Origin of the sequence: Burkholderia territorii, assembly GCF_001718335.1 — a bacterium.
Lineage (GTDB): Bacteria > Pseudomonadota > Gammaproteobacteria > Burkholderiales > Burkholderiaceae > Burkholderia > Burkholderia territorii.
Window position 1 is genome coordinate 2,267,417 of sequence record NZ_CP013365.1, and the last position, 18,432, is coordinate 2,285,848.

General features: G+C 68.0%; 21 protein-coding genes. 7 read left to right on the forward strand and 14 right to left on the reverse strand.

The features are described 5' to 3' along the window. Positions 1-12 precede the first annotated feature (12 nt). From WS51_RS09935 to WS51_RS09945, 4 genes are all read right to left on the reverse strand, one after another. Positions 13-444, reverse strand: a complete 432-nt coding sequence (locus WS51_RS09935; protein WP_059448982.1) for a hypothetical protein — start codon at positions 442-444, stop codon at positions 13-15. A gap of 378 nt (positions 445-822) precedes the next feature. After that, positions 823-1,482: a methyltransferase family protein gene (locus tag WS51_RS09940; RefSeq protein ID WP_059448981.1), complete on the reverse strand. Its 660-nt coding sequence runs from the start codon at positions 1,480-1,482 to the stop codon at positions 823-825. A gap of 166 nt (positions 1,483-1,648) precedes the next feature. Next, complete coding sequence (locus WS51_RS32500; RefSeq protein ID WP_167357969.1) at positions 1,649-1,813, reverse strand: hypothetical protein; 165 nt, start codon at positions 1,811-1,813, stop codon at positions 1,649-1,651. 256 nt (positions 1,814-2,069) lie between these two features. Continuing rightward, positions 2,070-2,489 carry an HIT family protein gene (locus WS51_RS09945; protein WP_059448980.1) on the reverse strand — a complete coding sequence of 140 codons (420 nt, stop codon included), beginning with the start codon at positions 2,487-2,489 and terminating at the stop codon, positions 2,070-2,072. A gap of 266 nt (positions 2,490-2,755) precedes the next feature. Between WS51_RS09945 and WS51_RS09950 the strand changes: the two genes are divergently transcribed. Beyond that, the gene (locus WS51_RS09950) at positions 2,756-4,159 is read left to right on the forward strand and encodes a serine hydrolase domain-containing protein (protein WP_069229034.1); all 1,404 of its coding nucleotides are present in this window, start codon (positions 2,756-2,758) and stop codon (positions 4,157-4,159) included. Between the two features lie 66 nt (positions 4,160-4,225). Here WS51_RS09950 and WS51_RS09955 read toward each other — a convergent pair whose 3' ends face one another. The 4 genes from WS51_RS09955 to WS51_RS09970 all read right to left on the reverse strand — a co-directional run bounded on the left by WS51_RS09955 (position 4,226) and on the right by WS51_RS09970 (position 7,396). After that, positions 4,226-4,849 (reverse strand): glutathione S-transferase family protein, encoded by a 624-nt coding sequence (locus tag WS51_RS09955; RefSeq protein WP_059501517.1) that lies wholly within the window; start codon positions 4,847-4,849, stop codon positions 4,226-4,228. Between the two features lie 143 nt (positions 4,850-4,992). After that, the gene (locus tag WS51_RS09960; RefSeq protein ID WP_059448977.1) at positions 4,993-5,463 is read right to left on the reverse strand and encodes a DUF2269 family protein; all 471 of its coding nucleotides are present in this window, start codon (positions 5,461-5,463) and stop codon (positions 4,993-4,995) included. Further along, positions 5,460-6,719 (reverse strand): SDR family oxidoreductase, encoded by a 1,260-nt coding sequence (locus WS51_RS09965; protein ID WP_069229035.1) that lies wholly within the window; start codon positions 6,717-6,719, stop codon positions 5,460-5,462. Before WS51_RS09965 ends, WS51_RS09960 begins: the two co-directional genes overlap by 4 nt. Before the next feature lie 143 nt (positions 6,720-6,862). After that, on the reverse strand, positions 6,863-7,396 hold the full coding sequence (locus tag WS51_RS09970; protein WP_059448975.1) for a GbsR/MarR family transcriptional regulator: 534 nt from the start codon (positions 7,394-7,396) through the stop codon (positions 6,863-6,865). A 194-nt stretch (positions 7,397-7,590) separates the two neighbouring features. On the opposite strand from WS51_RS09970, the gene fabV reads away from it, so the two are divergent. Continuing rightward, positions 7,591-8,793, forward strand: a complete 1,203-nt coding sequence (gene fabV, locus WS51_RS09975) for an enoyl-ACP reductase FabV (protein ID WP_059501513.1) — start codon at positions 7,591-7,593, stop codon at positions 8,791-8,793. Between the two features lie 129 nt (positions 8,794-8,922). On the opposite strand, the gene WS51_RS09980 is transcribed toward fabV, so the two are convergent. Together WS51_RS09980 and WS51_RS09985 are read right to left on the reverse strand one after the other, a co-directional pair. After that, positions 8,923-9,501 (reverse strand): hypothetical protein, encoded by a 579-nt coding sequence (locus WS51_RS09980; protein ID WP_059794749.1) that lies wholly within the window; start codon positions 9,499-9,501, stop codon positions 8,923-8,925. Between the two features lie 166 nt (positions 9,502-9,667). Further along, the gene (locus tag WS51_RS09985; RefSeq protein WP_059448972.1) at positions 9,668-10,198 is read right to left on the reverse strand and encodes a GNAT family N-acetyltransferase; all 531 of its coding nucleotides are present in this window, start codon (positions 10,196-10,198) and stop codon (positions 9,668-9,670) included. Positions 10,199-10,393: 195 nt separating this feature from the next. Between WS51_RS09985 and WS51_RS09990 the strand changes: the two genes are divergently transcribed. The 3 genes from WS51_RS09990 to WS51_RS10000 all read left to right on the forward strand — a co-directional run bounded on the left by WS51_RS09990 (position 10,394) and on the right by WS51_RS10000 (position 11,816). Beyond that, positions 10,394-10,771 (forward strand): ArsR/SmtB family transcription factor, encoded by a 378-nt coding sequence (locus WS51_RS09990; protein ID WP_059501509.1) that lies wholly within the window; start codon positions 10,394-10,396, stop codon positions 10,769-10,771. Beyond that, a complete protein-coding gene (locus tag WS51_RS09995; RefSeq protein ID WP_059848341.1) occupies positions 10,734-11,219 on the forward strand; it encodes an SRPBCC family protein in 486 nt (161 codons plus the stop codon). Before WS51_RS09990 ends, WS51_RS09995 begins: the two co-directional genes overlap by 38 nt. 120 nt (positions 11,220-11,339) lie before the next feature. Beyond that, on the forward strand, positions 11,340-11,816 hold the full coding sequence (locus WS51_RS10000) for an SRPBCC family protein (protein WP_059501505.1): 477 nt from the start codon (positions 11,340-11,342) through the stop codon (positions 11,814-11,816). Between the two features lie 19 nt (positions 11,817-11,835). On the opposite strand, the gene WS51_RS10005 is transcribed toward WS51_RS10000, so the two are convergent. The 4 genes from WS51_RS10005 to WS51_RS10020 form a co-directional block, all read right to left on the reverse strand. Continuing rightward, on the reverse strand, positions 11,836-12,960 hold the full coding sequence (locus tag WS51_RS10005; RefSeq protein ID WP_060023826.1) for an amidohydrolase family protein: 1,125 nt from the start codon (positions 12,958-12,960) through the stop codon (positions 11,836-11,838). A 1-nt stretch (position 12,961) separates the two neighbouring features. Next, positions 12,962-14,269, reverse strand: a complete 1,308-nt coding sequence (locus WS51_RS10010; protein ID WP_069229036.1) for an MFS transporter — start codon at positions 14,267-14,269, stop codon at positions 12,962-12,964. Positions 14,270-14,350: 81 nt separating this feature from the next. Continuing rightward, positions 14,351-15,646 (reverse strand): CaiB/BaiF CoA transferase family protein, encoded by a 1,296-nt coding sequence (locus WS51_RS10015; protein ID WP_069229037.1) that lies wholly within the window; start codon positions 15,644-15,646, stop codon positions 14,351-14,353. Then, complete coding sequence (locus WS51_RS10020; RefSeq protein WP_069229038.1) at positions 15,643-16,629, reverse strand: hydroxymethylglutaryl-CoA lyase; 987 nt, start codon at positions 16,627-16,629, stop codon at positions 15,643-15,645. The genes WS51_RS10015 and WS51_RS10020 overlap by 4 nt, the downstream gene beginning before the upstream one ends. Before the next feature lie 213 nt (positions 16,630-16,842). Here WS51_RS10020 and WS51_RS10025 point away from each other — a divergent pair, with 213 nt between their 5' ends. Both WS51_RS10025 and WS51_RS10030 read left to right on the forward strand, forming a co-directional pair. Continuing rightward, positions 16,843-17,625, forward strand: coding sequence for an IclR family transcriptional regulator (locus WS51_RS10025; protein WP_069229039.1), 783 nt, complete (start codon positions 16,843-16,845; stop codon positions 17,623-17,625). Between the two features lie 133 nt (positions 17,626-17,758). Continuing rightward, positions 17,759-18,397 (forward strand): 2-hydroxychromene-2-carboxylate isomerase, encoded by a 639-nt coding sequence (locus WS51_RS10030; RefSeq protein ID WP_059543393.1) that lies wholly within the window; start codon positions 17,759-17,761, stop codon positions 18,395-18,397. Positions 18,398-18,432: the final 35 nt, after the last annotated feature.

Here is an 18,432-nt window from a genome sequence, read left to right on the forward strand (position 1 = left end):
CGCCCGCGGCGATCAGTCCCAGTCGCGGTGGTGGCGATGCTTGCGATGACGATAGCCGCGATCGCCGTCGTACGAGTTGCGCGACAGGTTGCCGCCGAGCGCTGCGCCGGCGCCGCCACCGACAGCCGCGCCCAGCAGACCGCCCGTGCGGCCGCCCATCGCGTTGCCGGCCGCGGTACCCGCGCCGCCGCCGAGTGCGCCGCCGATGATCGCGCCGGTCCGCTCGCGGCGGTTCGACGTCACGGCGCCACCTGCGCCGCCGCCGATCGCGCCGCCGATCACGGAGCCCGTGCTGCCGCCGACCGCGCCACCGACCGCTGCGCCGGCAACCCCGCCGAGCGCGCCGCCGAGCGCGTTGTTCAAGTCACCACCGGCCAATGCCGGCACTGCGGTCGCGCCGGTCAGCACGGCGACGACGAGAGCGGGGGCGATTTTCTTCCACATTCCCGTATTCTTCCTTGTTCGCAATCTGGTTATCGAAGGTCCGCTCGATACGACGATCTGAATCGATCGACGTCGATGCCGGCATTGTGCCGAATCCCGGACCAATTCATTTCAATGAGCTTGCGGCGAAGAATAGCACCGCTCGAGCCTGCGTGCCGTCGACATTCTGGTAACAAGTTGTTTACCGAAAGAGAGACCGGAAAAGGTTGCCGAAAACTGCCGGAAAGGCCCGCCGGCCGGGGCTGTGGCCATGGTAGATCCCCGTTTTTCAGCATGGCGGAACGTGCCTTTCGCGCGGGTTCGGACACACGTGGCAACACATCGGATGCGCGCCGCGCGCCGGCGGGAATCGCCCGCGTCGCTCGAGCCGAACGAGGGTCAGTACACGCCCGGAAGCAGCCGCCACGTGTGCGCGCAGTACGCGTCGTATTCGGCGCCGAACCGGGCGCGCAGCAGCGCTTCCTCGGAACGAATGCGGGCGACGAGCGGGATCATCATCGACGCGACGAGCAGCAGCCCGACGCCCGAGCGGAACGCCAGCGCCCAGCCGGCCGCATTGACGAGCAGGCCGAGGTAGCTCGGGTTGCGGATCCTGCGGTAGATGCCGTCCGTCACCAGCGTGTGGCCGGGCTGGATCGCGACGAGCCCGCTGAAGCGCTTGCCGAGCACGAACACGGGCCAGAGGCGCAGCACGCCGCCCGCAACGTACAGCACGACGCCGCTCCAGCGCACGGTGTCGCCGCCGAAGGTCCACACGTCGAGCCGGTCGGTCAGTGCCGGCAAATAGGCGAGCAGGAACCCGGTAACCGCGAAGGCCGCGAGCACCCAGCGGTTGTCGCGGTTCTCGCGTTCGCCGGCGCTCAGGTTGCCTTCGGTGAACAGCGCGACGACGGCAAGCGCGAGCGTCGCGACGGCGACGACGGTCAGTTGCGGATGCGAGAAGAAGGCGGCGAACCCGCCGATGCCGAGCACGGCGAGCCCGAGATAGACGAGCGTGGAGATGCTCGCAGCGATTGCGAACTTGCGCGTAACGGCCATGGCTGCCTCGCCGGAGTGGGCTTTCCTGTGAAGTATAGGAACCCGGGCGGGCGATGCGCACGCGCGTCGTCATGCGGCGCGCGAGTCGTTGCGGAAAGAAGCGGCGGCGGAGCGTCGAACGACATGGCCGATCGACGTGCGGGCTGCGCCCGCGCCCGCCGCGCGGTCAGCGAATACGGAAGTTGCCGCCGATCCCGACACTGACGGGCGGTGCGTAATACGCCGGCGCATAACCGTAGTACACCGGCGCGGGTGCGTAGCCGTAAGGCGGCGCGACATAGCAGCCGGACAGGCCGCCGATCAGCGCTAACGTGATGAGAACTTTGTACATGGCTCGATTCCCGGCGAAGAAGACACGTCGCATCGTGCGAAAGCCGCGCCGTCGTCACCCATGAGACGGCCGGCACGAACAGGCAACGCCCTTTCCTTTCGCTCGATGCGGCAATGCGCGGAGTCTAGCGCCGCAGCCGCCGGGCCGAGTTTCCCGAGCCGTTACACGTGTTACGTGGTGTGAGCGCTGAAACAGGTGCGCACGGCGGCGCCCTACACGGCCGCTCGCGCCGCCCGAATCACGAGCCGGGCATGCGTTACACGAAACGCGCGCGGATACGCTCGGCGAGCGATTCGAGCGTGGCCGCGTCGGCGACGTCGCGCGCGTGCATCCGCAGATCGACGCCTTCCCAGCGCGGAATCACGTGGAAATGCACGTGCGGGACCGTCTGGCCCGCCGCCGCGCCGTTGAACTGGCCGATGAACACGCCGTCCGGCTCGAGCGCCGCACGCACGGCCGCCGCGACGCGCTGCGTCATGCGGATGCCGGCCGCGGCGGCGTCGCCGGACAGCTCGAAGATCTGCGCGGCCGGCTCCTTCGGGATCACGAGCACGTGACCGTCGGCCTGCGGCATGAGATCCATGATCGCGAGCGTTGCGTCGTCTTCGGCGACCTTCACGCACGGCAGTTCGCCGCGCAGGATCCGGGCGAACGGGTTGTTGTTGTCGTAGGACATGGCGTTTTCCGATTGTTCGATTGCGATGTGACTGGGAACGATGCCGGACGATTATCGGCCGACGGCGGCTCGGATTTCAACTTGTCGGCCCATGTCGCAATCGTTCGAACCTGCGCGATCGACACATGCGATTCGCACACGCCGTGCACCATGCCGACTGATCGACGCCGCCCGGCGTCGCCCTCCCCCGCGATTGCCACCGCTTGCCCGAACCTGCGACACTGCCGGATCGTTGCCGGCCGGCACGCCACAGAGGATGTTCGCGCATGACGATCCCCTTCAAATCGCTGATCCTGCGCGGCGTCGCCGTCGCGCTCGTCGTCGCGGCCGGCTATACCGGTTACATGCTGTCGCGGCTCGCCCCGATCGCGACGGGCTATGCCGCGAAGGCGCTGTGCTCCGGCGTGTTCGTGTCGGGCCGGCCGGCCGCGTCGGTGATCGACGTCGACATCATGGCCGGCGTGCACCCGTTGCTGAAACTGGTGCGTCCGTCGATCGATCCCGAGCATCATCGCGCCGTCGCGACGTTCGCCGGGTTCGCGCAACGCGAGGCGGACTTCCGGCCCGGCCTTGGCTGCACGCTCGCGCTCGGGCCGTCGCCCGGCGTGCTGCCGGCCGCGCTCCCGCCCATCCCCGATCCGCCGCCCGCGCAGGCATCGGTGCCGTCCGCACTGCCCGCCGGCATCGACACACGCAAGCTGCAGGCTGCGCTCGACCGCGCGTTCGATGAACCCGATCCGGCGCGGCCGCGGCGCACCCGCGCGGTCGTCGTGATGTGGCGTGGCCGGATCGTCGCCGAACGCTACGCGCCCGGCTTCACCGCCGATACGCCGTTACCCGGCTGGTCGATGACGAAGACCGTGACGGCGGCGCTGGCCGGCATGCTCGTCGCGCAGCACAAGCTGTCGCCGAACGCGTCGGCGCTGCTGCCGGAATGGCGCGGCGGCGGCGATCCGCGCGCGGCGATCACGCTCGACGAGCTACTGCGGATGACGAGCGGCCTGCAATTCAACGAGGACTACGACGACCCGCTGTCCGACGTCGCCGTGATGCTGTTCACGCAGCCCGACACCGCGCGCTTCGCGTCGGCCAAGCCACTCGCCGCGCAGCCCGGCACGCAGTGGGACTACTCGAGCGGCACGAGCGCGATCGTCGCGCGTGTGATGCGCGAGGCGATGGGCGACAGCGACGCCGACTACCTCGCGTTTCCGCGCCGTGCGCTGTTCGCGCCGCTCGGGATGCGCAGCGCCGTGTTCGAGCCCGATGCGGCCGGCACGCTCGGCAGCGCGTCGTTCATGTATGCGAGCGCGCGCGACTGGGCACGCTTCGGGCAGTTTCTGCTGCAGGACGGCGTGTGGGATGGGCAGCGGCTGCTGCCGGAAGGCTGGGTGCGCTACCTGACGCGCGCGACGCCGCTGTCGACGCGCGGGGAATTCGGCGCCCATCTGTGGGTCAAGGTGCCGGAGCCGTTCAACGATCGCGATCCGCACGCGCGCCCGCTGCCTGTCGACGCGTTTCATGCGGTCGGCCATGAAGGCCAGTTCGTGAGTGTCGTGCCGAGCCGCGAGCTGGTGGTCGTGCGGCTCGGATTGTCGCGGCCGGAATCCGCGTGGAATCACGAGGCGTTTCTCGCGCGCGTGCTCGAGGCCGTCCCGGCATCCGGCACGTGACGTACCCTGGGGAAGCAGCGTTGCGGCGGCAGTCGCACCGCCGCAACGCGTTGGACGGCCAATGCGTTACGGGTTCGCGCTGCCTGCATACAGCTTGAACCCGTCGCGCGTCGCCAGGCGTTCGACGTAGCGCTTCACCGCCGGGAAATCCGGATGCTCGAACGGCGTGCCGAACCAGCGGTTCACCGACAGGCCGATCGGAATGTCGGCGAGCGTGAATTGGTCGCCGGCCACGAATGCGCCGGTCGCTTCGAGCTGCGCGTTCAGTATCTGCATGTGCTTCGTCCAGCCCGCGATCGACTGCGCGATCGCCGCCGGGTCCTGATGATCGGGCGACTTGCGCACGAGGCCGAGGAACGCGCCGACCCACGAACGGTTCAGGTCCGTGCCCTGCCAGTCGATCCACTGGTCGACCCGCGCACGCGCGCGCGGCTCGGCCGGATAGAGCGCGTCGCCGCCATAGCGGTTCGCGAGATAGCGGATGATCGTGTTCGACTCCCAGAGCACGAAGTCGTCGTCCTTGATGACCGGCACGAGGCCGTTCGGATTCAGCGCCAGGTAGGTCGGATCGTTGGTCGTGCGAAAGCCCGCCCCCCAGTCTTCCTGTTCGAACGGCAGGTTGAGCTCGGTGCACAGCCACAGCACCTTGCGGACGTTGATGGACGGGATCTTGCCGAGGACGTGCAGCATGCAGGCTCCTTGTGAGGTCGAATGCGAAGCGTTCGGAAGCCGCGATACGGGCCGAACGCGCTTCCGTCGAAGTTTATACACGACCTCGCGGGAACCGACACGGTGTCAGGCGAAATCGCCGGTCGCGTCCCCCGCCGCTTCGTTTACATCGGCTTGACCACCATCAGGAAATACACGCTCAGCATCGCCAGGAACGCCGGATAGCCGAGCAGCTCCCAGCGCTTCGCATAACGCCAGTAGCGCGCGGGCAGCTCTGCATCGCCATTCGCATGCGCGAGCTTCGCCATCGCGGCCAGCTCGATCTGCAGCCACACCACCGGCAGCCAGCACGCGCCCGCGACCGCATACAGCACGATCGACGCGACGAGCCACGGCGTCGTCCATGGCCAGCCGGCCGTGTGCGCGAGCCACAGCCCGGACGCGGGCTGGAACAGCACGGCCGGTGTCGTGAACCACCAGTCCGCGCGCACCACGAGACGCGACACGGCGGCGATCGCCGGCACCGAGCGCGTGCGATTCGCGAAGAACAGGTAGAACGCGGTGCCGAAGCCCGTACCGACCATCAGCACCGAGGACAGGATATGCAGCGTCTTGATCACGAGATAGGTATTCATGCGTGTTCTTCTTCTGAAAAAAGGATCAACAGGATCGCGAGGATCGGCACGTTCTTCAGCACGGGCCCGAACGGCTCGGCGAGCAGTGCGGGCATCGTGACCGCGATGACGGCCGAATACGCGACGATCAGCGCGCCTTGCGCGGCCCACAGACGGCGCGACGGCGCGGCGACGGTCGCCACGCCGAACGCGAAGTCCAGCGCGCATGCCCCGTACAGCGCAATCAGCGCGGGCAGCCCGGTCAGATGCACGCGAGCCAGCATCGCGAGGCTGTCGTGCCGCGGATGGACGAACGCGCTGACGATGGCCGTCCAGATCCAGACGACCGCGAGCGCACCGACCAGCAGCGGTCGCCGCCACATCGCGAGCGCGTCGCAGCGCAGCGCACGCGTGTCCGCATCCGCGCCGATGAAGTCCCTCAGCCCGCGCGGCGGCCGGCCAAGCACGGCCGTGAGTGCGGCGGGGTCGCCGGTATTGCCGCCGCGCAGCATCGTCCAGGTGTCGCGGGTCAGCATCGCGCCCGGCATCGTGCCGAGCAGCGCGGCGGCCGCGCCGACCAGCGGGCCCGGCAGCGCCACGCGCAGCGCCGGCGCGAAGCCCAGCGCGGCGCGATAGACGCCGAGCATCTCGCGATACTCGACTTCGTCGCCGCCGACCGCATCGATGACCGGCCGGCCCGCCGCCGGTGCATCCACGAGCCGCGCGACGAGTTCGGCGAGATCGTCGATGTGCACGGGGCGCAGCCGCTGATGGCCGCCGGCCGGCAATGCGTGCACGGGCAGGCTCGCGAGCATCCGGAAGAACCGCGCGGACGTGCCGGTGGTCCCGTACACGAGCGCCGGGCGCACGATCCGGTAATCGATCGGCAGCGTCCGCAGGAAGGTGTCGGCTGCATGCTTGCTCGCGAAATACGGCGTGTCGCCGCGCTCGGCGCCGAGCGCCGAGATCTGGATCACGCGTCGCACGCGGGCACGGCAGCATGCGGTGAAGAGCGCGCACGGCGCCGCGCGGTGCACGGTGTCGAACGTCTCGTCGCGCCGGTCGGCGAGGATCCCGACCGCATTGATCACCACATCGACGCCATCGAGCCGCGCGAGCCAGGCGTCGGGATCGACGTCCTTCGCGAAGTCGATCGCGACGTCGTGCGGGCCGATCGCACGCCGCACGCCGCGCAGCACGCGGTGACCGGCGGCCTCGAGCCGCGCGCCCAGCGCCCGCCCGATGAAGCCGTTCGCGCCGCAAACGAGGATGTTCATGTCGCGCTCCGCGATGCGCGATGCCGGCGGGCCGACTGCATGATCTCGTTCATTGTTTCATCCTCTATATACAGTTATTTCTGTAAAGACAGAAACATCGACTTCAAAAAAAGCGGGCTGCTTGCCCGCGCGTCCGGTGCCGCCTACTTCGACGACTTGCGCCGGACCGTCTGACTGATCTTCGCGCCGATCCCGAGCGCCTTCATGAGCGTGTCGGGCTTGAGCCGCAGCATTTCGTCCGACCAGGTCGTAAGCGTCTCGACGAACTGCAGCGTGTCGCGAATGCGCTGCTCGGTTTCCCGGCTCTCGTCGGCGATCTCGGGGCTCGTCAGGCAATCGCGCAGCACCGTGAGCGTCGGTTCGATCTCGCGTTGCCGCCGCCCTTCGACGATCAGCTTGAACAGTTCCCAGATGTCGGTCGACGTCTCGAAGTGGTCGCGGCGATCGCCCAGCACGTGCACGACCTTCGCGAGCCGCCACGCCTGCAACTCCTTCAGGCTCGTGCTGACGTTGGAGCGCGCGACGTTGAGCGTCTCGGCGATTTCGTCGGCCGCGACCGGCCTGCCGGCCAGGTACAGCAGCGCATGAATCTGCGAGACGGTGCGGTTGACGCCCCACCGCGAGCCCATTTCGCCCCAGTGGAGAATGAATCGTTCGGCAATCGGTGTGAGTTTCATGTCGAGGAATTTAGTTTTTTCAGTTATTTCTGTCAAGAGAGAAATAACGGATGGCGACGCCGGGCACCGCGCCGACGATCCGCGCCCCGGCAGCCGAGTCGGCCGCCTTTCCCGCCCTGCCGGCCGGCTTCCATTACAATGCGCGGGATTTTTCCGATTTCAGGCCGTCCGCGCCTTTCTGACTAGAGGTTTCCATGATCATCAAACCGCGCGTGCGTGGCTTCATCTGCGTGACGACTCATCCGGTCGGCTGCGAAGCCAACGTCAAGGAACAGATCGACTACGTGACTTCGCACGGCCCGATCGCCAACGGCCCGAAGAAGGTGCTCGTGATCGGCGCGTCGACCGGTTACGGTCTCGCCGCACGGATCTCGGCCGCATTCGGCTCGGGCGCGGACACGCTCGGCGTGTTCTTCGAGCGCGCCGGCAGCGAAACGAAGCCGGGCACCGCCGGCTGGTACAACAGCGCCGCGTTCGAGAAATTCGCCGCGGAAAAGGGGCTCTATGCGCGCAGCATCAACGGCGACGCATTCTCCGACAAGGTCAAGCAGATCACGATCGACACCATCAAGCAGGATCTCGGCAAGGTCGACCTGGTCGTCTACAGCCTCGCGGCACCGCGCCGCACGCATCCGAAGACGGGCGAAACGATCAGCTCGACGCTGAAGCCGGTCGGCAAGTCGGTCACGTTCCGCGGCCTCGACACCGACAAGGAAGTGATCCGAGAAGTCTCGCTCGAGCCGGCGACGCAGGAAGAGATCGACGGCACCGTCGCCGTGATGGGCGGCGAGGACTGGCAGATGTGGATCGACGCGCTCGCTGAAGCCGGCGTGCTGGCCGACGGCGCGAAAACCACCGCGTTCACGTACCTCGGCGAGCAGATCACGCACGACATCTACTGGAACGGCTCGATCGGCGAAGCGAAGAAGGATCTCGACAAGAAGGTGCTGTCGATCCGCGACAAGCTGGCCGCGCACGGCGGCGATGCGCGCGTGTCGGTGCTGAAGGCCGTCGTCACGCAGGCGAGCTCGGCGATCCCGATGATGCCGCTCTACCTGTCGCTGCTGTTCAAGGTGATGAAGGAAAAGGGCACGCACGAAGGTTGCATCGAGCAGGTCTACGGGCTTCTGAAGGACAGCATGTACGGCCCGACGCCGCACATCGACGACGAAGGCCGCCTGCGCGCGGACTACAAGGAGCTCGATCCGCAGGTGCAAGCCAAGGTCGTCGCGATGTGGGACAAGGTGACGAACGAGAACCTGTACGAGATGACCGACTTCGCCGGCTACAAGACCGAGTTCCTGCGCCTGTTCGGCTTCGAGATCGCCGGCGTCGACTACGACGCGGACGTGAACCCGGACGTGAAGATCCCGGGCATCATCGACACCACGGTCTGACGACCGGGCCCGCCGCGCACCGCGCGTGGCGGCGGGCCGACTCTCCGGTGCGAAGCCCGCACGGCGTCGCGCCGTGCGGCCCATCCGCCGACAGCGCGGTTCGCCATTGCCTGGCGAGCGCGTCCCGCGCTATTCCACCGCCCTTGCGGCATCCCACAGCGGTTGTCCGCCCAGCGCCGCATGCCATGCGCCGAACCGCGCGCGCCACGACTCGAACGGCTCCTTCAGCGGATGACGCGGATCGTCGCTGAGCGCATACGCCATCCCCTCGATCAGCCAGCGCGGCTTGGTCGCGACCGCGACGTTGCCGAGCACTTCGGCCTGGCGATGATGAATCAGCTCGTGCGCGAGAAAGTAGGTCTGCCAGCCGCGCGGCGCGACGATCACGCCGAAATTCCCGAGCGTCAGTGCCGCGCGTTCGCCGAGACCGAATTGGTCCGCACACGCGCGCGTCGAGCAGAACACGACGCGCGGTGCGTCGCGAAACGGGCCCACGGCCGCCGCCGCGCGCGCATAACCGTCGCGATAGAGCTGCTGCGCGGCGCCGAACTTCGCGGGATCGTCCGTGCAGATGTCCGCGCTGGGGCACGACACGCCCGGAAGCAGCGCGGGCGCGACGACGCGCAACGGCTTGACGAGCGCGTACGCGGCAATCGGCGCCGCGACGAGCAGGCCCGTGAGGGCGAAAGCGAGGTGAGAGCGTTTCATCGAGGCGGCGATTCCGTGGGCAGGGCGATGGCGTGTTCCCGCACGAATATATCCGAACGGCGCCGTCGCGGACCGCTTTCCCTTTCGGTCCGGCGTGCGGCCCACGGCTGCGCTCGGCCGTGCGGCGCGCCCGTCCCGCGCCGCGCCGTGACTGCATCGAGCGCGGTTACGCGAGCTGCTTGTGAAAATACGTCGTCGAGCACAATGCGCCGTCGGGCATCAGCGCGAAGTTCGGCACGACGCCGACGCGCTGCCAGCCGGCCCGCTCGTACAGGCGCTCGGCATCGCCGCCCGTCACGGTGTCGAGCACGAGCACGGTCTTGCCGGCATCGCGCGCGGCGTCATCGGCGGCCGCCATCAGCCGCGCCGCGATTCCCTGCCGGCGTGCATGACGCGACACGAGCATCTTCGCGATGTCCGCGCGATGCGGCTGGTTCTCCGGCTGCGCGGTCACGACCTGGACGGTGCCGACGATCCGGCCGGCGGCGTCCTCGGCCACCAGCAGGATGCGCTCGCCGCTCGCGACGCCGTCGGCGATGCGCGTCCAGAACGCAACGGCGGTCGCGCGTGCGATCGGCAACATGAAGCTCACGGACGCGCCGCCTTCGACGCAATCGATCAGCACGTCGGCCAGCGCGTCGATGCATGCATGCGCTTCGCTTGCATCGACGCGGCGCACGGTCACGGGTTCGGTCATACGCTCTCCGGTATATCGGGCGGGGCACGCATTCGGTCGCGTGCGCCCGGATCGAATGGCATGCCGGCATGCGGTCGCTGCATGCGCAACGGCCGCCGGTGCCGGGCAACACGGCGCCCGGTTCGATCGGCGCGTGTTACCGCCCCATCATGCTACGCGATGAAAAATCCCGCTGCATCGCCTATGCTTAGCCGTATGGCTAACTTTCAACCCGGTATCAGCGACGTATTCCACGCACTCGCCGATCCGACTCGCTGCGCGATCGTCGGCGCGCTCGGCGACGGCGGGCGGACCGTTTCGGAACTGGCCGCGCCGTTCGGCATGGCGCTGCCGTCGTTCATGAAGCATCTCGCGGTGCTCGAGCGCAGCGGCCTCGTCACGACCCGGAAAACCGGCCGCAAGCGCACCTGCGAGCTGGTCGGCAGCCGCCTGGCGGAGGCCGAGCAATGGCTCGCGGCGCAGCGCGCGCAGTGGGAAGCGCGCGCCGACCGTCTCGTGGAATTCGTCGAAAGCCGTCATCTGGAGGAGCAAACGCATGTCAGCCAGCCACGTCGCCCCCGCAGAAGCCCATGACCTCATGATCACGCGCACGCTGCGCGCGCCGCGCCAGGCGCTCTGGCGCGCGTGGACCGATCCGGAATTGCTGAAGGAATGGTGGTGCCCGAAACCGTGGACCACCGAAGTGCGCGCGTTCGACCTGCGCCCGGGCGGCGCCTTCCACACGTTCATGCGCGGCCCCGACGGCGGCACGAGCGACAACCCCGGCTGCTTCCTCGAAATCGTGCCGGAAGCGCGGATCGCCTTCACGTCGATGCTCACCGGCGGCTGGCGGCCGCAGGTGCCGTGGCTGGGCTTCACGGCCGTCATCACGATGACCGACGACCCGGCAGGCTGCCGCTATGAAGCGCGCGTGATGCATCCCGACGCCGCGACGCGCGAGCGCCACGAGGCGCTCGGCTTTTTCGAGGGCTGGAACATCTGCATCACGCAGCTCGACGAATTCGCGGCGGCATTGCGCTGAAAGCGGCCGCATGCGCTGGCCATTGCATGCGGCCGCGCGCGCGCCTAGGATTCCTGAAGGAAGCACGACGACACGCCGGCATCCGGCGTGCACCGTCGTGCGCGTTCCGCGGGAGGCAACATGCTGCACATGCACACGCATTCGACCCGGGTCAGCCGGCACCTGAACGCGCCGCGCGGGCGCGTCTACCGCGCGCTGCTCGATCCGCACGCCGTCGAACAATGGAAGGTGCCCGACGGCATGACGTGCCGCGTGCACGCATACGACGCGCGCGAAGGCGGCGCGCTGCGCGTATCGCTGAGCTACGACGAACCGTCGGACGGCACGGGCAAGACCACCGCGCACACTGATACCTATCACGGCCGCTTCGTGACGCTCGTGCCGGACGAGCGGATCGTCGAAATCGACGTGTTCGAAACCGACGATCCGATGCTGCGCGGCGCGATGACGGTCACGATCACGCTGTCCGACGAAGCAGGCGGCACGCGCGTCGACGCGGTACACGACGGTGTGCCGCCCGGCGTGCCGGCCGCCGACAACGAGGCCGGCTGGCGGATGGCGCTCGCGCGACTGGCGGCCTTGGTCGAGTCGGGCTAGGCGACGGGCGCGGTACGCGTCAGCCGAGCCGGTACACGCGGGTGACGGTCCCGCGGAACAGCGCATCGCGCTCGCCCGGGCTCGCGTGCGCGGTCAACCGCTTGAACGCGTTCCAGCCGTTCACGAACGAATACGAGCCCTTGTCGACCGGGAAATTGCTCTCGAACATGCAGCGCTCGGCGCCGAACGTCTCGATGCACGTCAGCATCCATGGCTTCCACGCGTCGGCGAGCTGTTCGGACGACGGCGGCCGCGCGCCCTTCTCGAAATCGAAGCCGTTGATCCGCATGCCGAGGCCGCCGACCTTCACGAACACGTTCGGCAGTTGCGCCAGTTCGCGCATCGACGCCCGCCACCGCTCGAAGACTTCCGGCCGCCGGTCCGCATAGCTCGCGATCCGCACGACGCCGCCGCAGTGATTGACGACGATCCGCGTGTCGGGATTCGCCTTCGCGAGATCGAACAGCTCGGGCAGTTGAGGAAAGAACAGCCACGCGTCGTAAGACAACCCGAGCGGCGCGAGTTGCGCGACGCCCGCCCGGTACGCAGGATCGAGCAACAGCCCGCGCGGCACCGCCGACAACGGGTTGGCGAGCGACGGATCGGCATCCCAGGTCGTCAGGTGTCGAACGCCGCGAAAGCGCCCCTGACCGGCGTCGACGTGCGCTTCGAGTACGTCGCGCACGCGCTCGCCGAGCCGCAGGTCCGCATGCCCGACGATGCCTTTCGCGACGGCTGGAACGCTCCGTTGCAGCGGCTCGGTCACCCCGGCGACGTAGGCCGTCTCGCCGACCGGCTTCAGTTCGGCCGGGCCCGCGTCACGATAGCGCGTCAGCGCCTGCATGTAGACGGATCCCTGGATGTTGTGGCCGGATCGCGCATCCTGCAGATAGTCGTCAAGCATGTAGATCCAGCCGGGCCGCTCGTAGAAGTGATGGTGCGCATCGACGATCGGCAGATCCGGGTCGAGCGCGGGTTCGAGCGCAGAGGCAAGCCAGTCGTTTCGTACCGGAAGATAGTTGCTCTGGGTCGTCATGGGAGAAGCTCCGTTTTCGGCCGGCGTGCGCGTAGCGGCCAATGCGGGAAGTGCGAGCGTTGCGGCGGCCGCGCCGACCAGCCGGCGACGTTTGATCGAAAGGGTCATGTCATTCGCTCCGGTCGAACGCGTACAGCGACAACGTCAGCAGCGTCGTGATCGCGAGGACGATCGCAAGGCCGAGCATCCCGGCCGTGAAGGTGCCGAAGCTGTCCTTCAGATAGCCGACGAGATAAGGGCCTGCGAAACCGCCCAGCGCGCCGATCGAATTGATCAGCGCGAGCCCTCCGGCCGCTGCCTGGCCGGACAGGAAGCGCGATGGCAGCGTGTAGAAGATCGTGCGGCCGGCGATCGTGCCGATCAACGCGAGCGTGATGCCGACGAGCGCGGGTCCGAGCGTCAGGAAATGGGTCGACACGCCGAGCGCCGCCGCGCCGATGAACAATCCAATCGCCAGGTTCGCGACAGGGCCGCCGCGCCGGTCCACCCGCTTCGCCCACCACAGCAACGCGACGGTCGCGAAGAAGTAAGGCACCGCGGACAGCCAGCCCGTCTGCATCGTCGACATTCCGTGCGCCTTCAGCATTTGCGGCAACCAGATGCCGATGCCGTACGAACCCATCGTGAAGCCGAACGAAATCAGTGCGAGCACGTACACGCGCACGTCGCGCAGTGCGACGCCGAAGCGCTTCTTGCGGCCGGCGGCGGCGCCGTCGCGCTCGAACGCGTGCTGCAGCGCGGCGCGCTCGTCGTTCGACAGCCACGTCGCATGCTCCGGCGAATCCGACAACAGCCTCAGTACGAGGAAACCGAGCGCGCATGCCGGCAGCCCTTCGACGATGAACATCCATTTCCAGCCGGCGAGCCCGAGCGCCCCGTCGAGCTGCAGCAGCCACGTCGACAGCGGTCCGCCGATCAGCGACGACAGCGGTGTCGACACGGTGAACCACGCGAGCACACGCGTGCGATAACTCGCCGGAAACCACACCGCGAGGAAAAAGATCACGCCGGGAAAGAATCCGGCTTCGCCGATGCCGAGCAGCAGCCGGATCGCATAGAAACTGGTCGGTCCCGTCGCGAGCGCGGTCGCCGCGGCCATCAAACCCCACGTGATCATGATGCGCGCGAGCCAGCGCCGCGCGCCGAAGCGATACAGCGCGAGATTGCTCGGCACTTCGAACGCGCAATAGCCCGCGAACATGATTCCCGCGCCCCAGCCGAACTGCGTCGCGGTCAGCCCGAGATCACGGTTCATCGTCAGCGCCGCGAACCCGACGCTCGTTCGGTCGAGATAGTTGAAGAAGTACGCAAGCGCGAGCAGCGGAATGAAGCGCCATGCGGCCTTGCGCACCGCACGTTGCTCGATCGACGCGTCGGTCTCGCGATCGGCGGTCATCGCCGAGGAAGCGGATGTCATGGTTGTCTCCGTGGATGCGGCAGTCCGCACCCGCTCGATCGCGGGCGGGATGCCTTGGTCGTTCGATGGGTCCTGGCCGCGCTACGCGCTCGCCACTTCGTTGGGCGACGGCGTGTCGACCGGCGCGCCCGGCGGCTGGCCGTCCGCACCTTGTCCGTGCCGCCCGGCGACGACCCCGGCTTCGATCAGCGCCCGTGCTTCGTCCGGCGTGTAACCAAGCTCGCCGAGCAGCACGCACGTGTCCTGACCGAGCGCGGGCGGCGCCGCGCGCAGCCGCAAGCGCTCGCCCCCGAGCGTGAGCGGCAGCAGCGCGGTGTGCGTATCGACCGGCCGGCCGGCGCTGCTCGCGTCGGCCGGCAGCGTCACGGCTTCGAGGCCGCCCGTCGCGAGCAGATGAGGATCGTCGAACAGATCCTGCGGCTTCGTGATCGGCGCATACGGCAGCCCGATCGACTCGAAGATCGCGCCGATCTCCTCGGCCGAATGCATGGCGAGGCGCGCGCGCAGTTCGGGCAACAGCCACTCGCGCGCCTGCACGCGCAGGTTGTTGGTCGCGAGGCGCGCATCGTCCTTCAGTGCGGCAAAACCGAACGCGTCGCAGAACAGCGCCCACTGCGTGTCGGACACAACGGCGAGAAAAATCTGTTCGTTGTCCTTGACGGAGAACACGTCGTAGACGGCCCATGCCGAAATGCGGCTCGGCATCGGCGATGCGGGCTGCCCCGTCACGGCGAACTGCATCATGTGCTGCGCAACGAGCAACACGTTGTTCTCGAACAGCGCGCTCTGCACCTGCTGGCCGCGGCCGGTGCGTTCGCGCTGCGCGAGTGCGGCCATCGCGCCGATCGCGCCGAACATTCCGCCCATGATGTCGTTCACGCTGGAGCCCGCGCGCAAGGGCCTGCCTTCGGGGCCCGTCATGTAGGCGAGACCGCCCATCATCTGCACCACTTCATCGAGCGCGGTGCGATGTTCGTACGGCCCCGGCAGGAAACCCTTGTGCGACACGTACACCAGGCGCGGATTCAGCGAGGACAGCGCCTGGTAACCGAGGCCGAGCCGATCCATGGTGCCGCTCTTGAAGTTCTCGTTGAAGACGTCCGCCGTCGCGACGAGCCGCCGCACGATCTCCAGACCGCGCGGATCCTTCACGTCGACCGCGAGACTCTTCTTGTTGCGGTTGAACATTCCGAAGAAGCCCGCGCCGGAACCGCGCAGCGCACGCGTGCTGTCGCCGGCGATCGGCTCGATCTTGATGACTTCCGCGCCGAGATCCGCGAGCATCATGCCGCAGGTCGGGCCCATCACCATGTGCGTCATCTCGATCACGCGCACGCCTTCGTACGGCAGCGGCGAAGCCGGTTGGCGATCGTTCATTGCGCGACTCCCGTCAGGCAGCCTTCCGGCTGGGCCGCGGTCGGCGCGCGGCCGTCCGCGTAGCGGAATCCCTTCGGCAGCCCCGCATCCGGCACATGGCCATACAGCGGCTCGGCCGGCAGCGCCGCGTGCAGGATCGCGCGCGCGGCGAGCAGGGCGTCGGCGTCGACGCCCGTGTCGTATCCCATCGATTCCAGCAGGAACACGAGATCCTCGGTGACGATGTTGCCGGTCGCGCCCGGCGCATACGGGCAGCCGCCAAGACCGCCCTGGCTCGCGTCGATCGTCGTCACGCCGGCGTCAAGCGCCGCGACGACGTTGGCGAGCCCCTGCCCGCGCGTGTTGTGGAAGTGCGCGCCGCCGGCCTTGTCGCCGACTTCGCGCCGCAGGCGCATGAACAACCGGCGCACCTGCGCCGGATTCGCGTAGCCGCTCGTATCGGACAGACCAATCTCGTCGACCCCGCATTCGGCCATCGCGGCCGCCATCGCGATCGTTTCGTCGTCGGAGACCGCGCCGGCGATCGTGCAACCGAACGCGACCGACACGCCGGCCTCGATCTGCACCGACGGAAACCGCGCATCGCGCAGCGCGACGATCGCGCGCACCTCGTCGATCATCTGCGCGGGCGTCTTGCGGATGTTCGCCAGCGAGTGCGCTTCGGTCACCGACACCGGCAGCGTCAACTTGTGGATCCCGGATTCGAACGCGCTTTCGGCGCCACGCAGGTTTGGCGCGAGCGCGGCGACATGCAGCCCGGGAATCGTCAATGCATGCGCGACGACCGCCCGCACGTCGGCCATCTGCGGCAACAGCCGCGCCGGCACGAACGACCCGACCTCGATCTCGCGCAGGCCGGCCGCGGCGAGCGCGGTGATCCAGCGCAACTTGTCGGCCGTCTGCATCACGGCGTTGATGCTCTGCATGCCGTCTCGCGGCCCGACCTCGCTGACCAGCACCCTTGGATTCCCGGAAACGCTCATTCGACACCTCATAGTTCTATTCAAAAGAACATCGTTCTGTTTGACAGAACTTTAGTGACACGCCAAATCCGCTGTAAGCGGGGTATACCCGCGAAATCGCGATTTTTTGGAACTTGAGTTCTACCAGACAGAACGATATAGTCGATCGACCGTCACCCAAAGGAACAACGAGCCGTGCCCCCGACCTCGACTCCAGCAGATCCCACCGACGAAATGCCCGACTCGTCAGCCGAAGCGTCCAGCAGCGGCGTCGCCGTCCTCGATCGCGCGTTTGCGATCCTCCGTGCTTTCGGGCAAACCGATGACCGGCTGACGCTCGCGGAACTGTCGCGCCGCACCGGGCTGTACAAGAGCACGATCCTGCGCCTGCTCGCCGCGCTGGAGCACGGCGGCTTCGTGCGCAAGCTCGACGACGGCCAGTACGCGGTCGGACACGAGCCGCTGCGGCTTGCCGCGCTGTATCAGCGCTCGTTCCGGGTCGGCCCGGTCGTCGAGCCGCTGCTCGAGACGCTGAGCCGCGAACTCGGCGAGACCGCATCGTTTTACGTGCGCCATGGCGACATGCGCTCGGTGCTCTTTCGCGTCGAACCCGCGCGCACGGTGCGCGTGTCGATCCGCGTCGGCGAGGAGTTTCCGGTTCACCAGGGGGCATCCGGCAAGGTGCTGCTCGCGTTCACCGAGCCGCACGATGCGCACTGGAACGACGTACGCGAGCAGTTGTGGGCTGCGTCGTACGGCGAGCGCGACCCGGAAACCGCGTCGGCGTCGGTGCCGGTGTTCGGCGCGGCCGGCGACTGCGTCGGTGCGCTGACGGTGTCGGGTCCGATATCGCGGCTTGCCGCCGCGCCGGCCATGGCGGCGGCGCTCGCGATGCTGCTGCCGCTCGCGCAGAAAGCGACCGTCGCGCTGGGTGGCGCGGGCGCGCGCTACGATGCGCCAGCCGTGCGCGACAGTCTCGCGCGATTCGCGATACCGGGCGCGCCCGCCCAGCCATAGCCGGCCACGCGCATCCGGCCGTGGGGCAGCGCAAAACGCGGCCTCATGCGACACTGCCCATCGACGCATGCAGCGCGCCGTCCAACGGTGCGGCACATGCAACAGTCGTCCGGACACGCAAGGAAACCCCACGATGAACACCGTGCGCACCGCCACCTGGTATTTCGATTTCGTTTCCCCGTTCGCGTATCTGCAGCAGGAGCGGTTCGACCAATTGCCGCCTGTCGCCGCATACGAGCCGAAACCGATCGTGCTCGGCGCGCTGCTCACCCACTGGGGCCAGAAAGCGCCGGCCGAGATCGCCGCGAAGCGCATCTTCACCTATCGCCACGCGCAATACCGCGCGGACAAGCTCGGCATTCCATTCCGGATGCCGCCCGCGCATCCGTTCAATCCGATCCGGCCGCTGCGTCTCGCGATCGCGATGGGCAACTCACCCGACGCGATCCGGCGGATCTTCCGGTACATCTGGCGCGACGGCCACGACGTATCGACGCCGGACGGCTTCGCCGCGCTGTGCGAGGCGGTCGGCTTTCCGGAAGGCGTGACGGCCGTCGATGCCCAACCGGTGAAGGATGCGCTGCGCGCGAACACCGATCAGGCGATCGCGCACGGCGTGTTCGGCGTGCCGACCTTCGAGCTCGACGGCGACCTGTTCTGGGGCGACGACGCGACCGACATGTTCGTCGACTGCGCGACGTCGCGTGCGTGGCTAGACTCGCCCGAAGTGCGCCGCATCAGCGCGTTGCCCGAAGGCATCCGGCGCGGCTGACGGCACGCGACGACATGCACGAGCAGCGCCTGGCG

What these genes read in the sequence shown, in the direction of transcription:
- WS51_RS09935 (WP_059448982.1), bottom strand. Translation starts at nt 444, where the DNA reads ATGTGGAAGAAAATCGCCCCCGCTCTCGTCGTCGCCGTGCTGACCGGC.
- WS51_RS09940 (WP_059448981.1), bottom strand. Translation starts at nt 1,482, where the DNA reads ATGGCCGTTACGCGCAAGTTCGCAATCGCTGCGAGCATCTCCACGCTC.
- WS51_RS32500 (WP_167357969.1), bottom strand. Translation starts at nt 1,813, where the DNA reads ATGTACAAAGTTCTCATCACGTTAGCGCTGATCGGCGGCCTGTCCGGC.
- WS51_RS09945 (WP_059448980.1), bottom strand. Translation starts at nt 2,489, where the DNA reads ATGTCCTACGACAACAACAACCCGTTCGCCCGGATCCTGCGCGGCGAA.
- WS51_RS09950 (WP_069229034.1), top strand. Translation starts at nt 2,756, where the DNA reads ATGACGATCCCCTTCAAATCGCTGATCCTGCGCGGCGTCGCCGTCGCG.
- WS51_RS09955 (WP_059501517.1), bottom strand. Translation starts at nt 4,849, where the DNA reads ATGCTGCACGTCCTCGGCAAGATCCCGTCCATCAACGTCCGCAAGGTG.
- WS51_RS09960 (WP_059448977.1), bottom strand. Translation starts at nt 5,463, where the DNA reads ATGAATACCTATCTCGTGATCAAGACGCTGCATATCCTGTCCTCGGTG.
- WS51_RS09965 (WP_069229035.1), bottom strand. Translation starts at nt 6,719, where the DNA reads ATGAACATCCTCGTTTGCGGCGCGAACGGCTTCATCGGGCGGGCGCTG.
- WS51_RS09970 (WP_059448975.1), bottom strand. Translation starts at nt 7,396, where the DNA reads ATGAAACTCACACCGATTGCCGAACGATTCATTCTCCACTGGGGCGAA.
- fabV (WP_059501513.1), top strand. Translation starts at nt 7,591, where the DNA reads ATGATCATCAAACCGCGCGTGCGTGGCTTCATCTGCGTGACGACTCAT.
- WS51_RS09980 (WP_059794749.1), bottom strand. Translation starts at nt 9,501, where the DNA reads ATGAAACGCTCTCACCTCGCTTTCGCCCTCACGGGCCTGCTCGTCGCG.
- WS51_RS09985 (WP_059448972.1), bottom strand. Translation starts at nt 10,198, where the DNA reads ATGACCGAACCCGTGACCGTGCGCCGCGTCGATGCAAGCGAAGCGCAT.
- WS51_RS09990 (WP_059501509.1), top strand. Translation starts at nt 10,394, where the DNA reads ATGGCTAACTTTCAACCCGGTATCAGCGACGTATTCCACGCACTCGCC.
- WS51_RS09995 (WP_059848341.1), top strand. Translation starts at nt 10,734, where the DNA reads ATGTCAGCCAGCCACGTCGCCCCCGCAGAAGCCCATGACCTCATGATC.
- WS51_RS10000 (WP_059501505.1), top strand. Translation starts at nt 11,340, where the DNA reads ATGCTGCACATGCACACGCATTCGACCCGGGTCAGCCGGCACCTGAAC.
- WS51_RS10005 (WP_060023826.1), bottom strand. Translation starts at nt 12,960, where the DNA reads ATGACCCTTTCGATCAAACGTCGCCGGCTGGTCGGCGCGGCCGCCGCA.
- WS51_RS10010 (WP_069229036.1), bottom strand. Translation starts at nt 14,269, where the DNA reads ATGACATCCGCTTCCTCGGCGATGACCGCCGATCGCGAGACCGACGCG.
- WS51_RS10015 (WP_069229037.1), bottom strand. Translation starts at nt 15,646, where the DNA reads ATGAACGATCGCCAACCGGCTTCGCCGCTGCCGTACGAAGGCGTGCGC.
- WS51_RS10020 (WP_069229038.1), bottom strand. Translation starts at nt 16,629, where the DNA reads ATGAGCGTTTCCGGGAATCCAAGGGTGCTGGTCAGCGAGGTCGGGCCG.
- WS51_RS10025 (WP_069229039.1), top strand. Translation starts at nt 16,843, where the DNA reads ATGCCCGACTCGTCAGCCGAAGCGTCCAGCAGCGGCGTCGCCGTCCTC.
- WS51_RS10030 (WP_059543393.1), top strand. Translation starts at nt 17,759, where the DNA reads ATGAACACCGTGCGCACCGCCACCTGGTATTTCGATTTCGTTTCCCCG.